At 60.4% G+C, this 18,554-nt stretch carries 17 protein-coding genes; 12 read left to right on the forward strand and 5 right to left on the reverse strand.

Annotation, left to right across the window (positions count from 1 at the left end; all coding sequences use genetic code 11):
- Positions 1-56: 56 nt before the first annotated feature.
- The 7 genes from ACESMW_RS15720 to ACESMW_RS15750 all read left to right on the forward strand — a co-directional run bounded on the left by ACESMW_RS15720 (position 57) and on the right by ACESMW_RS15750 (position 6,594).
- Positions 57-674: a pseudouridine synthase gene (locus ACESMW_RS15720; protein ID WP_372987954.1), complete on the forward strand. Its 618-nt coding sequence runs from the start codon at positions 57-59 to the stop codon at positions 672-674.
- Positions 671-1,120 (forward strand): NUDIX hydrolase, encoded by a 450-nt coding sequence (locus ACESMW_RS15725; RefSeq protein ID WP_372987955.1) that lies wholly within the window; start codon positions 671-673, stop codon positions 1,118-1,120. The genes ACESMW_RS15720 and ACESMW_RS15725 overlap by 4 nt, the downstream gene beginning before the upstream one ends.
- 48 nt (positions 1,121-1,168) lie before the next feature.
- The gene (gene mnmA, locus ACESMW_RS15730; RefSeq protein WP_372987956.1) at positions 1,169-2,347 is read left to right on the forward strand and encodes a tRNA 2-thiouridine(34) synthase MnmA; all 1,179 of its coding nucleotides are present in this window, start codon (positions 1,169-1,171) and stop codon (positions 2,345-2,347) included.
- Complete coding sequence (gene hflD / locus ACESMW_RS15735) at positions 2,344-2,982, forward strand: high frequency lysogenization protein HflD (RefSeq protein WP_372987957.1); 639 nt, start codon at positions 2,344-2,346, stop codon at positions 2,980-2,982. The genes mnmA and hflD overlap by 4 nt, the downstream gene beginning before the upstream one ends.
- A gap of 104 nt (positions 2,983-3,086) precedes the next feature.
- Positions 3,087-4,454 carry an adenylosuccinate lyase gene (gene purB, locus ACESMW_RS15740; protein ID WP_372987958.1) on the forward strand — a complete coding sequence of 456 codons (1,368 nt, stop codon included), beginning with the start codon at positions 3,087-3,089 and terminating at the stop codon, positions 4,452-4,454.
- A 15-nt stretch (positions 4,455-4,469) separates the two neighbouring features.
- On the forward strand, positions 4,470-5,621 hold the full coding sequence (locus ACESMW_RS15745) for a JmjC domain-containing protein (protein ID WP_372987959.1): 1,152 nt from the start codon (positions 4,470-4,472) through the stop codon (positions 5,619-5,621).
- A 7-nt stretch (positions 5,622-5,628) separates the two neighbouring features.
- Entirely contained in the window at positions 5,629-6,594 is a 966-nt protein-coding gene (locus ACESMW_RS15750; RefSeq protein ID WP_372987960.1) for a GNAT family N-acetyltransferase, read from the forward strand.
- Here the strand turns inward: ACESMW_RS15750 and ACESMW_RS15755 are convergent.
- Positions 6,583-7,593 carry a LysR family transcriptional regulator gene (locus ACESMW_RS15755; protein ID WP_372987961.1) on the reverse strand — a complete coding sequence of 337 codons (1,011 nt, stop codon included), beginning with the start codon at positions 7,591-7,593 and terminating at the stop codon, positions 6,583-6,585. The two genes, ACESMW_RS15750 and ACESMW_RS15755, sit on opposite strands and share 12 nt — an antisense overlap.
- Before the next feature lie 274 nt (positions 7,594-7,867).
- Between ACESMW_RS15755 and ACESMW_RS15760 the strand changes: the two genes are divergently transcribed.
- Entirely contained in the window at positions 7,868-10,129 is a 2,262-nt protein-coding gene (locus tag ACESMW_RS15760) for an ATP-binding protein (protein ID WP_372987970.1), read from the forward strand.
- A 27-nt stretch (positions 10,130-10,156) separates the two neighbouring features.
- On the opposite strand, the gene ACESMW_RS15765 is transcribed toward ACESMW_RS15760, so the two are convergent.
- On the reverse strand, positions 10,157-10,642 hold the full coding sequence (locus ACESMW_RS15765) for a glutathione peroxidase (RefSeq protein ID WP_372987962.1): 486 nt from the start codon (positions 10,640-10,642) through the stop codon (positions 10,157-10,159).
- Between the two features lie 236 nt (positions 10,643-10,878).
- On the opposite strand from ACESMW_RS15765, the gene ACESMW_RS15770 reads away from it, so the two are divergent.
- From ACESMW_RS15770 to htpX, 3 genes are all read left to right on the forward strand, one after another.
- Positions 10,879-12,093 carry a pyridoxal phosphate-dependent aminotransferase gene (locus ACESMW_RS15770; protein WP_091999942.1) on the forward strand — a complete coding sequence of 405 codons (1,215 nt, stop codon included), beginning with the start codon at positions 10,879-10,881 and terminating at the stop codon, positions 12,091-12,093.
- Positions 12,094-12,103: 10 nt separating this feature from the next.
- The gene (locus ACESMW_RS15775) at positions 12,104-12,571 is read left to right on the forward strand and encodes a hypothetical protein (protein WP_372987963.1); all 468 of its coding nucleotides are present in this window, start codon (positions 12,104-12,106) and stop codon (positions 12,569-12,571) included.
- Positions 12,572-12,664: 93 nt separating this feature from the next.
- Positions 12,665-13,546 (forward strand): protease HtpX, encoded by an 882-nt coding sequence (gene htpX, locus ACESMW_RS15780; protein ID WP_372987964.1) that lies wholly within the window; start codon positions 12,665-12,667, stop codon positions 13,544-13,546.
- Between the two features lie 172 nt (positions 13,547-13,718).
- Here the strand turns inward: htpX and pdxB are convergent, their stop codons facing one another.
- From pdxB to ACESMW_RS15795, 3 genes are read right to left on the reverse strand one after another with little or no spacing between them, the layout of a single operon-like run.
- Entirely contained in the window at positions 13,719-14,873 is a 1,155-nt protein-coding gene (gene pdxB / locus ACESMW_RS15785; RefSeq protein WP_372987965.1) for a 4-phosphoerythronate dehydrogenase PdxB, read from the reverse strand.
- A 15-nt stretch (positions 14,874-14,888) separates the two neighbouring features.
- Positions 14,889-16,178 (reverse strand): DEAD/DEAH box helicase, encoded by a 1,290-nt coding sequence (locus ACESMW_RS15790; RefSeq protein ID WP_372987966.1) that lies wholly within the window; start codon positions 16,176-16,178, stop codon positions 14,889-14,891.
- Positions 16,175-16,765, reverse strand: coding sequence for an elongation factor P hydroxylase (locus tag ACESMW_RS15795; RefSeq protein ID WP_372987967.1), 591 nt, complete (start codon positions 16,763-16,765; stop codon positions 16,175-16,177). Before ACESMW_RS15795 ends, ACESMW_RS15790 begins: the two co-directional genes overlap by 4 nt.
- Positions 16,766-16,893: 128 nt before the next feature.
- On the opposite strand from ACESMW_RS15795, the gene dsbD reads away from it, so the two are divergent.
- Positions 16,894-18,554: protein-disulfide reductase DsbD (gene dsbD, locus ACESMW_RS15800; protein WP_372987969.1), on the forward strand; the 1,661-nt coding region annotated here is incomplete at its 3' end.

An 18,554-nucleotide genomic window follows, 5' to 3' on the forward strand; every position in this document is an offset into this window, starting at 1 on the left:
TACCCTGCAAACCTCCATCCCATCCAAATCAGCAACCCACAATACGCATCGCAGGCATGGCCGAACTCGTTCTGTTCAACAAACCTTTCCAGGTTCTCTGCCAGTTTACCGACCGACGCAACGACCCGGACAAGCCGCCTCGCCAGACCCTGGCAGACTGGATTGCCCTGGAAAACGTCTACCCGGCCGGTCGTCTCGATTTCGATTCCGAGGGCCTCTTGCTGCTGACCGATGATGGCTCCCTGCAACACCGGATCGCCTCGCCTTCGCAAAAAATGCCCAAAACCTATTGGGTCCAGGTAGAAGGCGACATCACCGACGAAGCCCTGTCGCAGCTTACTGCGGGGGTCGAACTCAAGGACGGCAAGACCCGCCCCGCCAGGGCCAGACGCATGAAAAACCCGGAGGTTTGGCCCCGCGTGCCACCGGTCCGGCACCGGGAGTCGGTACCCACCAGCTGGATCGAGCTGACCATTACCGAGGGCAAGAATCGCCAGGTAAGGCGCATGACCGCTGCTGTCGGCTTCCCGACACTGCGCCTGATCCGCTACCGTATCGGGGACTGGACACTGGACAACCTGGCCCCCGGCCAGTACCGCACCCTGGCCGTGCACATGCCGGCGACAAGGCAAACGGCCGGAAACCAACGCAGCAGGAGACGCTCCCGATCATGACCTGGACACCCCACGCAACCGTTGCTGTAATCGTTGAAGATGACCGTGGGCGTTTTCTCATGGTGGAGGAAGTCAGCGGCGGTCAGGTGGTCTTCAACCAGCCCGCCGGACACGTCGAGGAAGACGAGGCCATCCTCGATGCCGTACGCCGTGAAACCCTTGAGGAAACCGGCTGGCAAGTCGAGCCACGCCATTTTCTCGGAGTGTACACCTACAAGGCGCCGGCCAACGGCGTTACCTATTATCGCTTCTGCTATGCTGCAGAGACTGTTCGCCACCGCTCCTCCGAGCTCGACGATGGCATCATCGCCGCCCACTGGCTCGAGCTCGATGAAATTCGCCAACTCGGGGACAAACTGCGCAGCCCCCTGGTGCTCCAGTGCATAGAAGATTACCGAAATGGCCGCCGTTACCCGCTTGACGTCATTGTTGATGCGCAGACGTGATTCCGCGGAAATGTTAGAATCCGCCGTTTTAGCGGCAACAGGGCTGACATGAGCACAACACCCGATACCAAGTCTCCGGAATCCACCCGTGTCATCGTTGGCATGTCCGGCGGCGTCGATTCTTCCGTGGCTGCCTGGCTCCTGAAACAGCAGGGGTACCAGGTCGAGGGCCTGTTCATGAAGAACTGGGACGAAGACGACGGCACCGAATACTGTACTGCCATGACTGACCTGGCGGACGCCCAGGCCGTGGCCGATGACATCGGGATCAAGCTGCACACCGCAAGTTTCGCGGCAGAATACTGGGACCGCGTCTTCGAACACTTCCTGTCCGAGTACAAGGCCGGGCGCACCCCCAACCCGGACATCCTGTGCAACAAGGAAGTGAAGTTCCGCGCCTTTCTCGACTATGCCATTACCCTGGGAGCGGATTACATCGCCACCGGGCACTATGCCCGTCAGCGTCCGCTCGATGACGGAACCGGTAAGGCCCTGCTCCTGAAAGGCCTCGATCCCAACAAGGACCAGAGCTATTTTCTCCATGCGGTTTCCGGCGAACGGATCGCCCGCACCCTGTTCCCGGTCGGCGAACTGGAAAAACCCGAGGTACGGCGGATTGCCGAGGAACAAGGCTTCGTCACCCATGACAAGAAGGATTCCACTGGCATCTGCTTTATCGGCGAGCGGAAGTTCCGGGATTTCCTGAAGCAGTACCTGCCCGCCCAACCCGGCGATATCGAAACCCCGGATGGCCAGGTCATCGGCCGGCACCAGGGCCTGATGTATCACACCATCGGCCAGCGCCAGGGCCTGGGAATCGGCGGTCTCAGCAAGTTCGGAGACGAGCCCTGGTATGTGGCGGAGAAAGATCTGACCCGCAACGTATTGATTGCCGTCCAGGGCAAACACCATCCCCTGCTCTTTTCCCGGGGTCTGGTCTCGGGCCCCATCGACTGGGTAGCCGGCGAACCACCGGCCGGGCAGTTCCGCTGCAAGGCCAAGACCCGCTATCGCCAGCCGGACCAGGACTGCGAAGTGACCGTGCTCGACGGCCGCGTGAAGGTTGTCTTTGACGATGCCCAGCGCGCCGTTACCCCCGGTCAGTCCGTGGTCTTCTACGACGGCGAGGTCTGCCTCGGTGGCGGCGTGATCGAGGAAACCTGGCGGGACGGCGAAGCCCTGCCCGAGCGCCTCCGGAGTCCGGAACAGAAGGAAGCCAGCGCATGAGCCGGTCCCTGCATGATCAGACCCTTGCGCTGGCCGGCGTGTTCCAGGCAGCCAACCTGGTGCAGCAGATTGCCCACAACGGCCAGTGCAACCCGGCATCCCTGGAGACCTGCATTCGCTCGCTGTTTGCCACAGATCCGGCCTCAACCCTGGACGTCTATGGCGGTGAACTGACCGATATCCGGGAAGGACTGGTTACCCTTTCCACGGTCATGAGCCAGCAAAGCAAGCAGAGGGATATCGAGGTGCTCAAGTATGTGCTCAACCTGATCCACCTCGAGTCCAAACTGAACCGGCGTTCGGACATGCTGGAAGTGATCGGCAGCCGCATCGATCAGGCCCGCCACACCGCCAGCCATTTCGGCTACATCCACGCCAACCTGATCGGCAACCTGGCCTCGATCTACGCCGACACCATCAGCACCTTCCGCCAGCGCATCCAGGTCACCGGTGACCCCGCGGTGCTGCAACGGGAAGAGAATGCTGACAAGGTGCGGGCGCTGCTGCTGGCCGGTATCCGCTCGGCAGTACTCTGGCGCCAGTGCGGCGGGCGCCGCTGGCAGCTGATCTTCTCCCGGCGCAAGGTCATCCACCACGCCCGGGATCTGGCCGAGAAGGCACGCCAGCCGCTGTAACGGCAAAGCCGGGATTAACGCTGATTCAGAGGGCCCGCTGGTGTATCATTGGCAGCCCTGTTTCCCAGTTTGTTTCGATTCTTTGATCACTTGAGAGGTTTTCGATGGAACTCACCGCCCTGACCGCCATTTCCCCGGTCGATGGACGCTATGGCAGCAAAGTCAGCGTATTCCGCAGTATCTTCAGCGAGTATGGCCTGATCCGTAACCGGGTAACCGTCGAAATCCGCTGGCTCCAGAAGCTGGCCGCGCACCCGGAGATCACCGAAGTGCCTGCGTTTTCCGCCGAAGCTACCAGCTTTCTCGACAAGCTGGTCAGCGAGTTCAGCCTGGAGGATGCCGAGCGCATCAAGGAAATCGAACGTACCACGAACCACGACGTCAAGGCGGTCGAGTACTTCATCAAGGAAAAGATTGCCAACGTACCGGAGCTGCATGCCGTCACCGAGTTTGTGCACTTTGCCTGTACCTCCGAGGACATCAACAACCTCTCCCACGCCCTGATGCTGCGTGAGGGCCTGGACCACGGCCTGTTGCCGGCGATGGACCGGGTGATCGACAAGCTGGCTGAACTGGCGAAGGAGCACGCGGAGCAGCCGATGCTGTCCCGTACCCACGGCCAGACCGCTTCCCCCACCACCGTGGGCAAGGAACTGGCGAACGTGGTGTACCGCCTGCGTCGCCAGCTGATGCAGATCCGCGAAGTGGAAATCATGGGCAAGATCAACGGCGCCGTGGGTAACTACAACGCCCACCTGTCCGCCTACCCGGACGTGGACTGGGCCGCCAACGCCGAAGAATTCATCGAAAGCCTGGGCCTGGACTGGAACCCGTACACCACTCAGATCGAGCCCCACGACTACATTGCCGAACTGTATGACGCCATTGCCCGGTTCAACACCATCCTGATCGATCTCGACCGGGATGTCTGGGGCTACATTTCCCTCGGTTACTTCAAACAGAAGACCGTCGAAGGCGAAGTGGGCTCCTCCACCATGCCGCACAAGGTCAATCCGATCGATTTCGAGAACTCCGAGGGCAATCTGGGCGTTGCCAATGCCCTGTTCGATCACCTGGCGGCCAAGCTGCCGATCTCCCGCTGGCAGCGGGATCTGACCGATTCGACTGTTCTGCGCAACCTGGGCGTTGGCTTCGCCCACAGCCTGATTGCCTACGAAGCGACCCTCAAGGGTCTGGGCAAACTGGAACTCAATCCGGCCCGCCTTGACGAGGACCTGGATCACGCCTGGGAAGTCCTGGCCGAACCGATTCAGACGGTCATGCGCCGCTACAATATCGAAAAGCCCTATGAAAAGCTCAAGGCTTTGACCCGGGGCAAGGCGATGACCCCGGAAGTGATCAAGAATTTCGTGGAGACCCTCGACATTCCGGACACTGCCAAGGCAGAGTTGATGGCCCTGACACCGGGCAACTACATTGGCAATGCCATCGAGCAGGCGCGCAACATCTGATAGCGGGAGCACACCATGGATATGCTTGGCGGACTGACACCTGCAGAGTTTCTGCGGGACTACTGGCAGAAAAAACCCTTGGTGATCCGCCAGGCTTTCCCCGGCTTCCAGTGCCCCGTCAGCCCTGACGAGCTGGCCGGACTGGCCTGCGAGGAGGGCGTGGAATCCCGGATTGTCATCGAGAATGACAACGGCAAGCCCTGGCAGCTGCACAACGGACCCTTCACCCCGGACCGTTTCAGTGAACTGCCGGAGAAGGACTGGACGCTCCTGGTACAGGGGCTGGACCACTGGGTCCCCGAAATTGCCGACCTGCTCGAACACTTCCGCTTCATTCCCAACTGGCGCCTGGATGACATCATGGCCAGTTACGCCCCGAAAGGTGGCAGCGTCGGCCCCCATTACGATCAGTACGATGTGTTTCTGCTCCAGGCCCAGGGCCATCGCCGCTGGACCTTCGGCGGTCAGTGCGACCATACCTCGCCCAGAGTCGAAGGCACCCCCCTGCGGATCCTGAGCAGCTGGGATGGCGAGGAAACCGTCACCCTGGCTCCGGGCGACATGCTTTACCTGCCACCGGGCATCGGCCATCACGGGGTTGCCGAGGACGACTGCATTACCCTGTCGGTCGGTTTCCGGGCGCCCACCATCGACGACATCCTGACCGGCTTCACCGACTTCCTGTGCAGCCAGTCAGATGCCGCCGAGCATATCAACGATCCCGACCTCAAGGTTCAGGACAACCCCGGCACCATTGCCCCGGAAGTGATTGACCGGCTCAACGGCATCATCCAGGAGAAAGTAGGCAACCGGCGACAACTGGCCCTGTGGTTTGGCCAGTACGCCACCGCGCCAAAGAGTCTCGATATTGTGGTTCCCGCCGAGGAGCCGGCCTCCGAAGAGGACCTGGCAGAGGCTATCAGCGCCGGCGAACAACTCCGCTGGAACGAGGGCTCCAGGTTTGCGTTTTATGAACTCGGTGAAGATACCGCCCTGTTTGTGGATGGTGAGCAATACCTGCTCAAAGGCGATGCCCGCCCACTGGCACCACTGCTCTGCGCCGCAGCCCGTGTCGACATGGAGGCACTCTCCCGATTTGCTTCGGACCCCGCCCTGCTCGGACTGCTGACCACCCTGTACAACCAGGGATCGGTCTATTTCGAATAGGAGCGTCATGACTGTCCGGATTCGCAAATACAGCTGGCAGCTTGCCCCCGGTCATATCCGGGAAATCCGCCAGCGCGTGTTTATCGAGGAACAGCAGGTACCGCCGGAGCTGGAGTGGGACGATACCGACGAGATTGCGGATCACTTCCTGGCGTTACTGCCTGACAACACACCGGTGGGCGTGGCCCGGCTGTTCTCCAGCCTGGATGAAACCGCCCACATCGGCCGCATGGCAATCCTGCCGGACCATCGGGGTAAGGGCATCGGACAGGCGTTGCTCCGCCACCTGCTGGCCGAGGCCGCTGGCCAGTATGATGAGGTTCGGCTGTCCGCCCAGGAGCACGCGATTCCTTTCTATCAGCGGTCCGGTTTCCATGTGTGCTCGGACGTCTACGACGATGTCGGGATTCCCCACTTCGACATGCGTTGCCTCGCGCCGGAGTTGGCCGTAGCCGCACTGGAGGAGCGCGATCACCCCTTGCTCCTGGAGGAAGACCGGCAAAGCTGGCTGTTCGACAACGAGACCCGCATGCTGGCCCTGATGGACTCCCTGGCCGGCCAGGCGGGGCAACGGATCTGGCTGTATGACCGCCTGCTGGAACACGACCTGTACGACCGTTTCCGGTTCCGGGAGCTGATTTCTGCCCTCGCCCGCCGCCACCGGCTCAGCGAAGTCCGGCTGCTGATCCACGATGACAAACCCCTGGTCAAACGCCGCCACCAGCTGGTGGAGCTGATGCGCCGCCTGCCCAGCCGAATCGAGCTGAAACTGGTGAACGACGACTATCCGGTAGAGGTCCAGCCGTTCATGCTGATCGACCGGGAAGGCGTGCTTTACCGCCACGACTTTTACAAGCCTGACGGCTTCTGCAATTTTTCCGACAGCGGCCGGGTGAAACTGCTCTCGGAAGCTTTCCAGCGGATGTGGGACGCCGGTCGAAGTTCCCTGGAGCTACGCCAGCTACCGCTCTGAATGGCGTACCTGCGGGAGGTCCGCGGATTCGAAGCGGGCACCGAAGGGCGCGAACTCTTCATCCACTTCCTCCGCCACCTCGGCAATCAGCTTTCTCAGCCACTGGTGGTCCGTGTTGTGCTGCAGTAACGGGCTCCAGGCCATTTTCAGTTCAAACGGCGGAATTTCGAACGGCGGCACCTTGACCACCAGGTTGGGATTGTCCTTCTGCAGCCAGGCCGCCCGTGACGGCAGGGTGGCGATCAGATCGTGCTGCTCAGCCAGCAGCATGGCTACCTGGTAGTGGCGGGTAAATACGGAAATCTGCCGTTTGGCCCCCATCCGTCCGAGTGCCTCGTCCACCCAGCCAAGCCGCTGCACATCTTTCGGATTCACCCCTACACCAACACCAAAACCGGTCTTGCTGACCCAGATATGGCTCGCCGCCAGGTAGGTATCCAGGGTGAAGGGCTCCTTGAGGATCGGGTTCCGGGCATTCATCAGGCAGGCAAAATACTCGGTCCAGAGCGTCTTCTGGTGAAACGACTGGGGGATCTTGTCGAAACGGTTGATGGCCATGTCCAGCCGCCCCTGCTCCACATCCAGGAAACTTACGTCACTGGGAGTCAGCACATCCAGCGTAACATGGGGCGCCTCCTGGCGGATCCGGCGCAGGACCCGTGGCATCAGGCAGGACTCGGCGTAATCACTGGCCATGATCCGGAACACCCGATGACTCTCCATGGCCGAGAATGGCGTTTTCTCCTGTACCGCCTGCTCGATATCGGACAGGATGCCGCGAACCAGTGGCTGCAGCTCCCGGGCCCGTTCCGTGGCGGTCATTCCCTCACTGGTCCGTACCAGCAACGGATCGGCAAACAGATCCCGCAATCGACGCAGGCCGTTACTCATGGCAGGCTGGGTAATCCCAAGATGGTTCGCCGCCTTGGTTACGTTACGTTCCCGCAACAGCACATCGAGATACACCAGCAGGTTGAGGTCGACACGGGAAAGATCCATCAGGCGCTCCGGCGTTGCATGAGGAGAAAATAAGACAATGCTGACCGCCAACCAGGCACAACATTCACTGCAATGATACAGTTGTGATTCAAAATTCACAAAATCTATAGAACGATTTGCCCACAGCATCCAAAACACGGATTCCATTCGCCTTTTCTGCTACCCTTGGCTCCGATGCTTAACCTGCCGGGAACAGAGACAGCAACTACCCGTGACCAATACTTTCAAGAAGCGGCTTTCCTACAGGCTGACCCGAGACACCCTCCTCGTCGCCATGGCGCTGGGGCTTGTGCTGAACCTGGTCCAGATCACCCTGGACTATTTCAGCGCCCGGGACGCCATGGAAGAGGAAATCAACGCGCTGATCGAGATCAGTCACAGCCCGGCATCCCAGATTGCCTACAACATCGATGTCCGCCTCGCCGAGGAACTGCTCGATGGCCTGTTGCGCCACCCGGCCACGATCGATGCCCGTATCATCGACAACGAGGGGCATACCATGGCCGCGGCCAGCCAGAGCAGCCCCGAATCGCCCTACCGCTGGCTCAGTGACCTGTTGTTCGGTGACAGCCGCGCCTTCAGCTCGGAACTCGAGGTCCGGCAGCTCGCCAACCTGCCCCTGGGCGAGCTCGTTGTCACCATTGATACGTTTCACTACGGACTGCAGTTCCTCAAACGAGCCGCCTACACCCTGTTCAGCGGCCTGCTGAAGAGCCTTGCGCTGTCGGGCGCCCTGTTGGCGATTTTCTACTTTGTACTGACCCGCCCCATGATGAACGTCATCAGTGCGCTGGGCCGGGTTTCGGCCGACTCTCCGGAAAAAATCCGCCTGCCCGTGCCCGCCCGCCATGAACAGGACGAGATCGGCACCATGGTCGGCATCATCAACCAGCATCTTGAAACCATCGACTCCAGCCTCGAACAGTTGCGGGACGCAGAGAGTGCCATCAAGAACTACTCCAACCAGCTCGAACAGGAAGTGGCAGACCGGACCCGGGAGATTTCGGACAAGAACCAGGCGTTGCAGCGCGGCAACCGCGCCCTGGTAAGAGCCAAGGAGGACGCAGTCCGCAGGGCCCGGTCAAGGGCCAACTTCCTTGCCAGCATGAGCCATGAAATACGTACGCCACTCAACGGTGTCCTGGGCATGCTCGGAGTCGCCCTCGAGGGTGAGCTGGACCCTGTTCAGCGCAACCGGCTCGAGATCGCCCTGAATGCAGGCGAGAGCCTGCTGGGCCTGCTCAACGATATTCTGGATATCTCCAAGGTCGAGGCCGGCAAGCTCAATCTGGAGAATATTCCTTTCAGCATGCGCAACCTGATCGAGGAATGCGCCACCCTGCACTCGCAACAGGCCCGGGCCAAGGGTATCGACCTGGTCAGCGAAATCGATCCGGAACTTCCGGACACCTTCCTGGGCGATCCCACCCGGACCCGGCAGATTCTCAACAACCTGATCAGCAACGCCATCAAGTTCACCGACGCCGGACATGTGAAGATCAAGGCCACCCATTCCGGGGGCAGCCTGCGGCTGGAAGTCATCGATACCGGCATCGGGATGTCCCGGGAGGGGTTGCACCGGATTTTCTCGCCCTTCTCGCAGGCGGATACCGACACCACCCGCCTCTACGGAGGCACCGGCCTCGGCCTGACCCTGTGCCGGCAACTGGTGGAGCGAATGCACGGGCAGATCCTGGTGGATTCCCGGGAAGGCAGTGGCACCCATTTCACCGTTACCCTGCCCCTGCCCGTTCACCAAGAACCGGGATCCGGCACGGCAGCCCAGCAGATTCCGGAAAAGCTCAGGCAGATTGGCGTTGCACTGGCGGTGCCTCCGACCCATCCCCACCGCCTGGCGCTGGAGAGCCAGCTACGGGCCTGGGAAATTCCGGTCCGGGGCGCAAGCCGGCATCTCGAGGGCATCCTGCTGTCAACGATCGATGCGGGTGACACCGAAACCATGGCGTTTGCGAACAACTGGCCCGGGGAAGGAGTCATTCTCGCCGAGGCCAGGGGCAACAGCGTCGACGGCCAGACAAATCACCAGATCCTGTCGCTCCCCCTGAGGCGGGATGAACTCTACCGTTGCCTGTGCCGGGCTGCCGGGCTGATGCCGGCAGAAGAAGCGCAGGAAGAGCGCACAGACGTGCCGACCGGCGCCACCCGCCCCTTGCAGATACTGCTGGTGGAAGACAACCAGGTAAACCAGCTGGTCGCCAGCAGCCTGTTAAAAAAGCTGGGCCACCGGGTGGACCACGCCGAAAACGGTAAGCGGGCTCTGGAGGCCCTGAAGAACGCCGCCTATGACCTGGTCCTGATGGACTGCCAGATGCCGGTCATGGACGGTTACGAGGCCACCCGGCAGATTCGCGAGAACCCGGAGTGGAAGGACCTGCCCGTCATTGCAGTCACCGCCAATGTCATGCAGGGCGACCGGGAGGATTGCATTGCCGCCGGCATGAACGACTACATCACCAAGCCCTACAACCGGGACGAACTCCGCAGCACGATCAGTCGCTGGGCGCCCCGGGAGTAATGCCCCGGATTTCGGGGTACAAGGCAGCTACAGCAACTCTTCAATATCCTTCCGGATCGCCTCTGGCTTGGTGGTGGGCGGGTAGCGGCGAACAACCCGGCCGTTACGATCCACCAGGAACTTGGTGAAGTTCCATTTGACTTTTTCCGAGCCCATCAGGCCCCGCGCCTCCTGCTTCAGGAACCGGTACAGGGGATGTGTTCCGTCACCGTTCACCTCGATCTTGGCAAACATGGGGAAATCCACGCCATAATTGAGGCTGCAAAACTGGCTGATGGATTCGTCGGTTCCCGGATCCTGGTTCATGAACTGATTGCAGGGAAACCCCAGAACTTCCAGGCCCCGCTCGTTCAGGTCCTTGTACAAGGCCTGAAGACCCTCAAACTGGGGCGTGAACCCACACTTGCTGGCCGTATTCACGATCAGTAATACCTTGTCGCGGTAGGCCTCCATGCTCTGTTCGTTGCCCTGAATATCACGGACGGTAAAATCGTAGATACTGGATTGCGCCATTCTGGTCTCCTGTGGTGAGCGCGAGGTCCCTGATTGTGACCAAGTCCGATGGAAAATAACACGCCGTTACAGGCCACTTGATCACAAAACCGGGAACCCGCCTGAGGTTTACTCCCTAAATCCGCCACAATTCATCATAATTACCCTGTTGTAGCGCACCCTCGCTCCGCTAGAATAAAGCCTTCCGTCAACTGGACGGCTGTGTATCCGTATTACCTCTCAAGGAACCCGAATCCATGCAGAACTACTACAAGTCCGCCAAGCTCGATAACGTCTGTTACGAAATTCGTGGAGTAGTTCTGCGTGAGGCGCGTCGGCTGGAAGAAGAGGGCCACCGGGTACTCAAGCTCAACATCGGCAACCCCGCCGCGTTCGAGCTGGATGTGCCGGAAGAGATTCAGCAGGACGTGATCTACAACATGCACCAGGCCCAGGGCTATGTCGAGTCCAAGGGTCTGTTCTCTGCCCGCAAGGCGGTCATGCATTACTGCCAGCAGCGTGGCATCGACAAGGTGGATATCGACGACATCTATCTGGGCAATGGCGTCAGCGAACTGATCGTGATGTCCATGCAGGCGATGCTCAACACTGGTGACGAGGTACTCATTCCGGCGCCGGATTATCCGCTGTGGACCGCAGCGGTCACCCTGTCCAGTGGCAAGCCGGTGCATTACCGCTGTGACGAGGAGCAGAACTGGTTTCCGGATATTGACGATATCCGCAAGAAAATCACCCGGCGCACCCGGGCCATCGTGCTGATCAACCCCAACAACCCGACCGGGGCGGTCTATTCCACCGAGTTGCTGGAGCAGGTCATCGAGCTGGCCCGCAAGCACAATCTGATCGTGCTGTCGGACGAGATCTACGACAAGATTCTGTATGACGGAACCCGACACGTGTCCACCGCTTCCCTGGCCGACGACGTTCTGTTCTTCACCTACAACGGTTTGTCCAAGAACTACCGTGCAGCCGGCTACCGCTCCGGCTGGATGATCATCAGCGGCGCCAAGCATCGGGCCCGGGATCTGGTGGAAGGCATCGAGATGCTCTCCAATATGCGCCTGTGCGCCAACGTACCGGCGCAGCTCGCCATCCAGACCGCCCTCGGTGGATACCAATCCATCGATGACCTGGTGGCACCGGGTGGCCGCCTGTTCGAGCAGCGGGACACCGCGTGGCGGATGCTGAACGATATTCCCGGAGTCAGCTGTGTAAAGCCGGAGGGTGCCCTGTACCTGTTCCCGAAACTGGATCCGAAGAAGTTCCCCATCGTCAATGACGAGAAGCTCGTGCTGGACCTGCTGTTGCAGGAAAAGATCCTGCTGGTGCAGGGGTCGGCGTTCAACGTGGATGATAAACAGCACCTGCGGGTAGTTTTCCTGCCACGGGCAGACACTCTTGAGGACGCCATGGGCCGCCTCGGTAATTTCCTGAGCAAATACCAGCAGTAACGGACAATTTATGGCAGACATTCACGTCGAGGAATTCTACAAGGACGTCGCCGTCGCCCTCGTCCAGCTCTACGGTGTCTTCCCCCGCCGGGTGAACCTGTTCGTAGAGGACATTGCCGGCCCGGACGAGCCCGATGAGTTCGGACTCCACAGCAAGCGGCACATGGCCTGTTTCGGCGCCCTGCTCTGGCTCGAGGAGGAAGGGCTGCTGCGCTACGTGGACACCATCCGGCAGGAAGCCCTGGATCAGGCCGTGCTGACCCGCGACGCCTTCGTCCGGCTCAGCGCCCCGGCCCCCCAGGCTTTGGCCGATGCCGCCGGGGTACAGGCAGCCGACACCGACAACCTGCCCCGGTCAGTCCAGCGGGACCTCTCCACCCATATCCACCTGATCCGCCAGGCACTGAAGAGCGGCAATTCCGCCCGCATCAGCCAGGTGGTCCAGGCTACTTTTTTCGCCGACAGCAGCTACCATTAAATCGCAGTAATACTCTTGAAGCCTAGAACCCGGACCGCATATTCCGGTCAGATGGGTGAATTATGTCTTTGACTGAACTTTCAAGGAATTAACATGCGCATACTGCTGTTTCTGGCGACCAACCTTGCGGTCATCCTGGTTGCCAGTTTTACCCTGCGTTTGCTGGGCGTCGACAGTTACCTGAACCAGCAAGGCATCGAATACGGCTCGCTGCTGGCGTTTGCGGCGGTGTTCGGCTTCGCCGGTGCCCTGATCTCCCTCTTCATTTCCAAGCCGATGGCAAAATGGAGTACCAAGGCACAGGTGATCGAATCACCCAGGACTCCGGCCGAGCGCTGGCTGGTGGATACGGTCGCGGAATTGGCCCGCAATGCGGGCATCAAGATGCCGGAGGTGGCCATTTTCCCGGCATCCCAGTCCAACGCGTTCGCCACCGGCTGGAACAAGAATGACGCACTGGTGGCCGTCAGTGAGGGTCTGCTGCACCGTTTCAATAAAGATGAAATTCGCGCGGTCCTTGGGCATGAGATTGGTCACGTGGCCAATGGCGACATGGTCACCCTGGCCCTGATTCAGGGCGTAGTGAACACGTTTGTGATCTTTGCTTCGAGGGTGATCGGCTCTTTTGTGGACCGGGTGGTGTTCAAAAATGAACAGGGTCACGGTATCGGGTTCTTTGTAGTCAGCATCGCGGCTGAGATCGTACTCGGCATCCTTGCCAGCACCATCGTGTTCTGGTTCTCCCGTCGCCGGGAGTACCGGGCGGATATTGCCGGTGCCCAACTGGCCGGCCGCTCGGCGATGATCAACGCTCTGGCACGGCTGAAACAGGAAAGTGAAGTGCCGGATCAGATGCCGGATTCGCTGCAGGCTTTCGGTATCAATCGCGGTGCCCGGGCCGGCCTGAGTGCTCTGTTTATGACCCATCCGCCGCTGGAAGACCGCATTCGAGCCCTGCAGGAAGCGAATCTCTGAACGACCTGCACGAAAGTTCGATAGCTCCGCTGGTGGGGCCACCCTTCCGAAACTGTGCGGAGCCATGGATGGCGGAGCTCAAGCGTCACAGGGACGTGCCGCCAGGAGCATGTTTCGGAAGGGTGGCCCCACCAGCGGAGCTTCCCCCAAGTTAACGCCTGACGGACCTCCCTCAGATCTTCAGTTTGAAACCAATCGCCCTGAAACTGTCCTGCAGGGACTTACTGGTTCCTTTCAGCTGGACCTTCAGACTGGAGCATTCCCTTCTTACTGGATAGTCCCGGCGAAGACGATCGAACGCCGCACCTCTTTCCTCGGCACTACCGTTCATGACGAGGCGTAGACGGGCATCATCCTCTCGGGGGTCGTAACAGGCTCTTAGGGCAGTTTTGACGGCCTTATCTTCGTCTGCCGCCGAGGTAAACGAAACCTTGCTCAATGCGGGTTCCGGGAGGAACTGGCCGGCTTTTTTGCGGATCGGCAGGCCCAGGAAGGTACTCAGGGCCTGATAGATCATTTCGGTGCCCTGGACCTTGCCTTCCAGGCTGTAACCGGCGATGTGGGGGGTTGCCAGCCAAGCCAGGTCTACCAGTTCCGGGTCGATTTTCGGTTCCCGTTCCCATACATCCATGGCGACAAGCGGCGGGTTCGCGGAGGTCAGGCGCTGTTTGAGGACAGAGGTATCGATTACCTCGCCACGTCCAGCACTGATCACGAGTTGGTCGGAGGTGAGTCCGGCGAGTTCCCGTTCTCCGATCATGTGGAAGGTTGCGTGGGGGCTGTTCCGGGTCAGTGGGGTGTGCAGGCTGACCACGTCGCATTCCATGGCTTCGTCCAGGCTGACAAATTCCGGGCCCTGCTCGCCTTCCCGTTCGGCTCTGGGCGGATCGCAGAGGCGGATCGTAAAGCCCAGACGTTCCAGCTTAGCTGCCAGTTCGCCGCCGACGTTGCCGACGCCCACGATGCCAACACTCAGGTCGGTCCAGTCTGAGAGTCCACGTCTCTCTGCATAAAGTGAAAGCACCGACAGAACGTATTCGACCACGCTGTTGGCGTTGCAGCCCGGAGCGGCGGAGAAGCGGATGCCCTGCTCTTCCAGCCACTGGAGATCGACATGGTCGGTCCCGATGGTGGCAGTGCCGACAAAGCGGACGCGGCTGCCTTCGAGCAGCTCGCGGTTGACCCGGGTTACGCTCCGGACCAGCAGGATGTCTGCGTCCCGGACGTCGTCGGGGCTCATGTGGCGGCCGGAGACCCGGCGGATTTCACCCATATCCCCGAAGAAAGAGTCGAGTAACGGAATATTCTCGTCAGCTACGATCAGCATGGTCGTCTACGTCCTTCAGTTCCTGCGCTGGCGCTGGGAGCCACCGCGGCCGCCCTGGGGACGTCCGCCGCCACTGCTGCGCCGGCCACCGCGTTTGCGGGTGATGACGGGCTTTTCCAGGGGAGCCCTCAGGGTATCGTCAGGAACTTCGGTTTTCAGTTTCTGGTTAATGTAGGTCTCGATCGCCGGGAGAGTGAACGAGTCGTCCTCTCCGGCCAGGCTGATGGATACCCCTTTGCTGCCCGCACGCCCGGTCCGGCCAATGCGATGCACGTAGTCTTCCGCGTTGTCCGGCAGGTTGTAGTTGAACACGTGGGTGACACCGTTGACGTGTATGCCCCGACCGGCCACGTCCGTGGCAACAAGCACCTGGATGGACCCCTTCTTGAATTGGTCGAGGGTGCGCAGGCGTTTATTCTGAGCGATCTCACCGGACATCAGGGAGACCTTGACGCCCTGGTTTTTGAGATCTTCCTCGAGGTCCCGGCACTGGTCCCGGCGGTTGGCAAAGACGATGGCCTTTTCCACATCCGGGCGCTTAAGGTAATTGACCAGTACCTGCAGCTTTTCATCCTCACCCAGCAGGTAAACGGTCTGTTCGACCCGTTCCGCAGTCTTCTGTTCCGGCTCGATTTCCACAAACTCGGCATTGCGGGTCCACATGGACGCCAGGTTGAGTACGTCCTGGTTGAAAGTGGCACTGAACAGCAGGGTCTGGCGGTCGTCCTTGGGGGTGCACTTGCGGATGATGCGCTTCACGTCGGGGATGAAGCCCATGTCCAGCATCCGGTCGGCTTCGTCGAGGATGAGGATGTCCACCTGGTCCAGGAAGACGTCCTGGGAACCCAGGAAGTCGATCAGCCGGCCCGGGGTGGCCACCAGGATGTCCACGATTTCATTCTGGAGCTGGTCCCGCTGCTTGTCATAATTCATGCCGCCAACCACAGTGACAACATTGTGCCCGGTGTACTGGCAGAGTTGTTCGGCATCCTTGGCGATCTGCATCGCCAGCTCCCGTGTCGGCGCCAGTGCCAGTACGCGGGGCTCGGAGGCGAAGCGGTCCTTCTCGGGAATCGGTGTTTCCAGCAGTGTCTGGATGGCAGTGATCAGGAAGGCCGCTGTCTTGCCAGTACCGGTCTGGGCCTGACCAATGAGGTCTTCACAGGCCAGCGTCCAGGGCAGTGTTTCTGCCTGGATCGGTGTGCAGTACTCAAATCCGATGGCGGTAATAGCGTCCAGCAGGCGTTTGTCCAGGTTCAGATCACTGAACTTCAGATCGCCGGTGTGTTTTGGGTCAGATGTCATACAGTCTCTGTATTCCTTACTCTGTCGGAAAGCGAATTGGGTGAAACCAGGCGTTGCATATCCTGTTGCCAGGCGCGGTCAAAGTCCCTGGCGGTTCCGTAAAAACTCTTCAGTGAATCAAAAAATTGCTGCCCCCGGGGCGGTAGCCCCTCGGCCAGGTAACGCTCGGCCTGTGCCAGCACATTGGCACGGAACTGCTGTTCGTCGCAGGCCCCGTCGCCGGAGAGATTGTCCACGCTGATGTGAAAGCGTGAGCCGGCAGCCACCGAGAACAGCCATTCCTGGGCCTGAGGCCTGACTTCTACCTGTTCGAAGGCCCGCTGCTGCTCCGGGGTGCGACCATCCGGACAGTACCAGTAGCCGTAATCGTGAAGTGTGCGGCGATGCTCACCGGCAATACACCAGTGACTTATTTCATGTAAAGCACTGGCATAATAACCGTGAGCGAACACGACCCGGGCCAGACCGGACGGTCCGTCAGCGGGCAGGTACTCGGGTTCTGAGCCGCCCTTGACCAGAATCGTCCGGAATGGCTCCCGGAACAGGTCATTGAACAGCATGATAAGATCGTTTGGACTGTGATTCATTGGATGGCTATTGTGCGACTTTAACGCATCCAATACCAGACCACCGGGAACTTTACCAGCAAGCCTGTGTCCACTGCCGTCGGAGCAGGAATCGTCCACACACCTACAACCGGGAACTTGCACACCAGATGACAAACCCGAGCTTTGCCGACCGCGTTCACCAGACAGCCTTCACCATGTTTCTTGTCCTGGCCACCTGCCTGGCCGTGTTTGCCTCTACGGCCCATGCCCTTGGCAGTTCCGGTTCCAGCCTGTTCGGTGGCGGCAATGATTTCCTTCCGGTAGACGAGGCGCTGCCTTTCAACTACACCACGGACCAGGGCGCGGTTACCCTGAGCTGGAATATCACCCCCGGCCACTATCTTTACCAGAACCGGATTGCTGTCACCTCAGTCACCGACGGCGTGACGGTGGGGGATCCGTCATTCTCTTTGCAGGGCGAAACCACCACCGACGAATTCTTTGGTGAAGTCACTGTTTTCTATGAGCCCGTGGAAGCACGCGTGCCGGTCACCCTGCCCGAAGGGGTTCGCGAGGCAACACTCGAGGTCACCTATCAGGGCTGCGCCGAAGCGGGATTATGCTACCCGCCCCAGACCCGGGAGGTGTTGTATTACCCCGGCGGGGACGATGCCGGCCCAGCCACAACTGCGTCATCCGGTTCAACCGCTGGCACGCCCGGATCTGAGGCCTCCGGCGGGCCTGCCGGTTCCATCGACACGAACTCTGCCACTGGCCTTGCGGGCTTCCTCTCGGAGCAGTCCGTGCTGGTCATTGCCGGCCTGTTTTTCCTGCTGGGCCTTGGCCTGACCTTTACCCCCTGTGTCCTGCCCATGGTGCCGATCATCTCCACCCTGGTGTCCGGGCATAACACCCGCACCACCGGCCATGCCCTGATGCTCTCGGGGAGTTACGTCCTGGGCATGGCGCTGACCTACGCCGCTGCCGGTGTGCTGACCGGATTGCTGGGCGCCAGCTTCAACCTGCAGGCCCAGCTGCAGTCCCCGTGGGTTCTTGGCGTCTTTGCCACGCTGTTCGTAGTGTTTGCACTGTCCATGTTTGACCTGTTCGAGATTCAGCTCCCGCGCTTCATCCGGGACTCGCTCAACAACGCCAGCCACAAGCTGACCGGCTCCAGGGTCGCGGGTATCTTCGGTATCGGGGCGCTGTCGGCACTGATTGTTTCGCCCTGCGTATCAGCACCACTGGCAGGCAGCCTGCTGTACATTTCCACCACCCAGAATGCAGTCACCGGCGGTGTCGCCCTGTTTGCGCTCGGTCTGGGCATGGGTGTTCCACTGATCCTGGTTGCAGTTGGCGGGCGCAAGTTGCTGCCCACCACCGGCCACTGGATGACCGCCGTCAAACACTTCTACGGGGTCATGCTGCTGGCAGTGGCTATCTGGCTGGTAGAACGGCTGGTTCCGGCCTGGCTGGCGCTGACTCTCTGGGGCCTGCTCATCGCCATCACGGGTGTTCAGCTCGGTGCCTTTGATGCTGCCAGGGCCGGCTGGCAGAGGACCCGCAAGGGGCTGGGGCTGGTCATGTTCGCCTACGGCCTGGCACTGCTTGCCGGAGCCGTCGGTGGCGCCAACGATCCGCTCAAACCCCTCGCCCCGTTCACCGTGGCTTCGTCGGCGCCTGCCAGCGTGACTGCCGGCAGCCATGCCGAGTTCCAGCGGGTCGAGCAACCGGCGGAAATCCGGAGGCTGTTGGAGGCTGCCCGGGACCGGAATCAACCGGTCATGCTCGACTTCTACGCCGACTGGTGTATTTCCTGCACAGTCAT

It is taken from the genome of Marinobacter sp. (assembly GCF_041690455.1).
Classification (GTDB): domain Bacteria; phylum Pseudomonadota; class Gammaproteobacteria; order Pseudomonadales; family Oleiphilaceae; genus Marinobacter.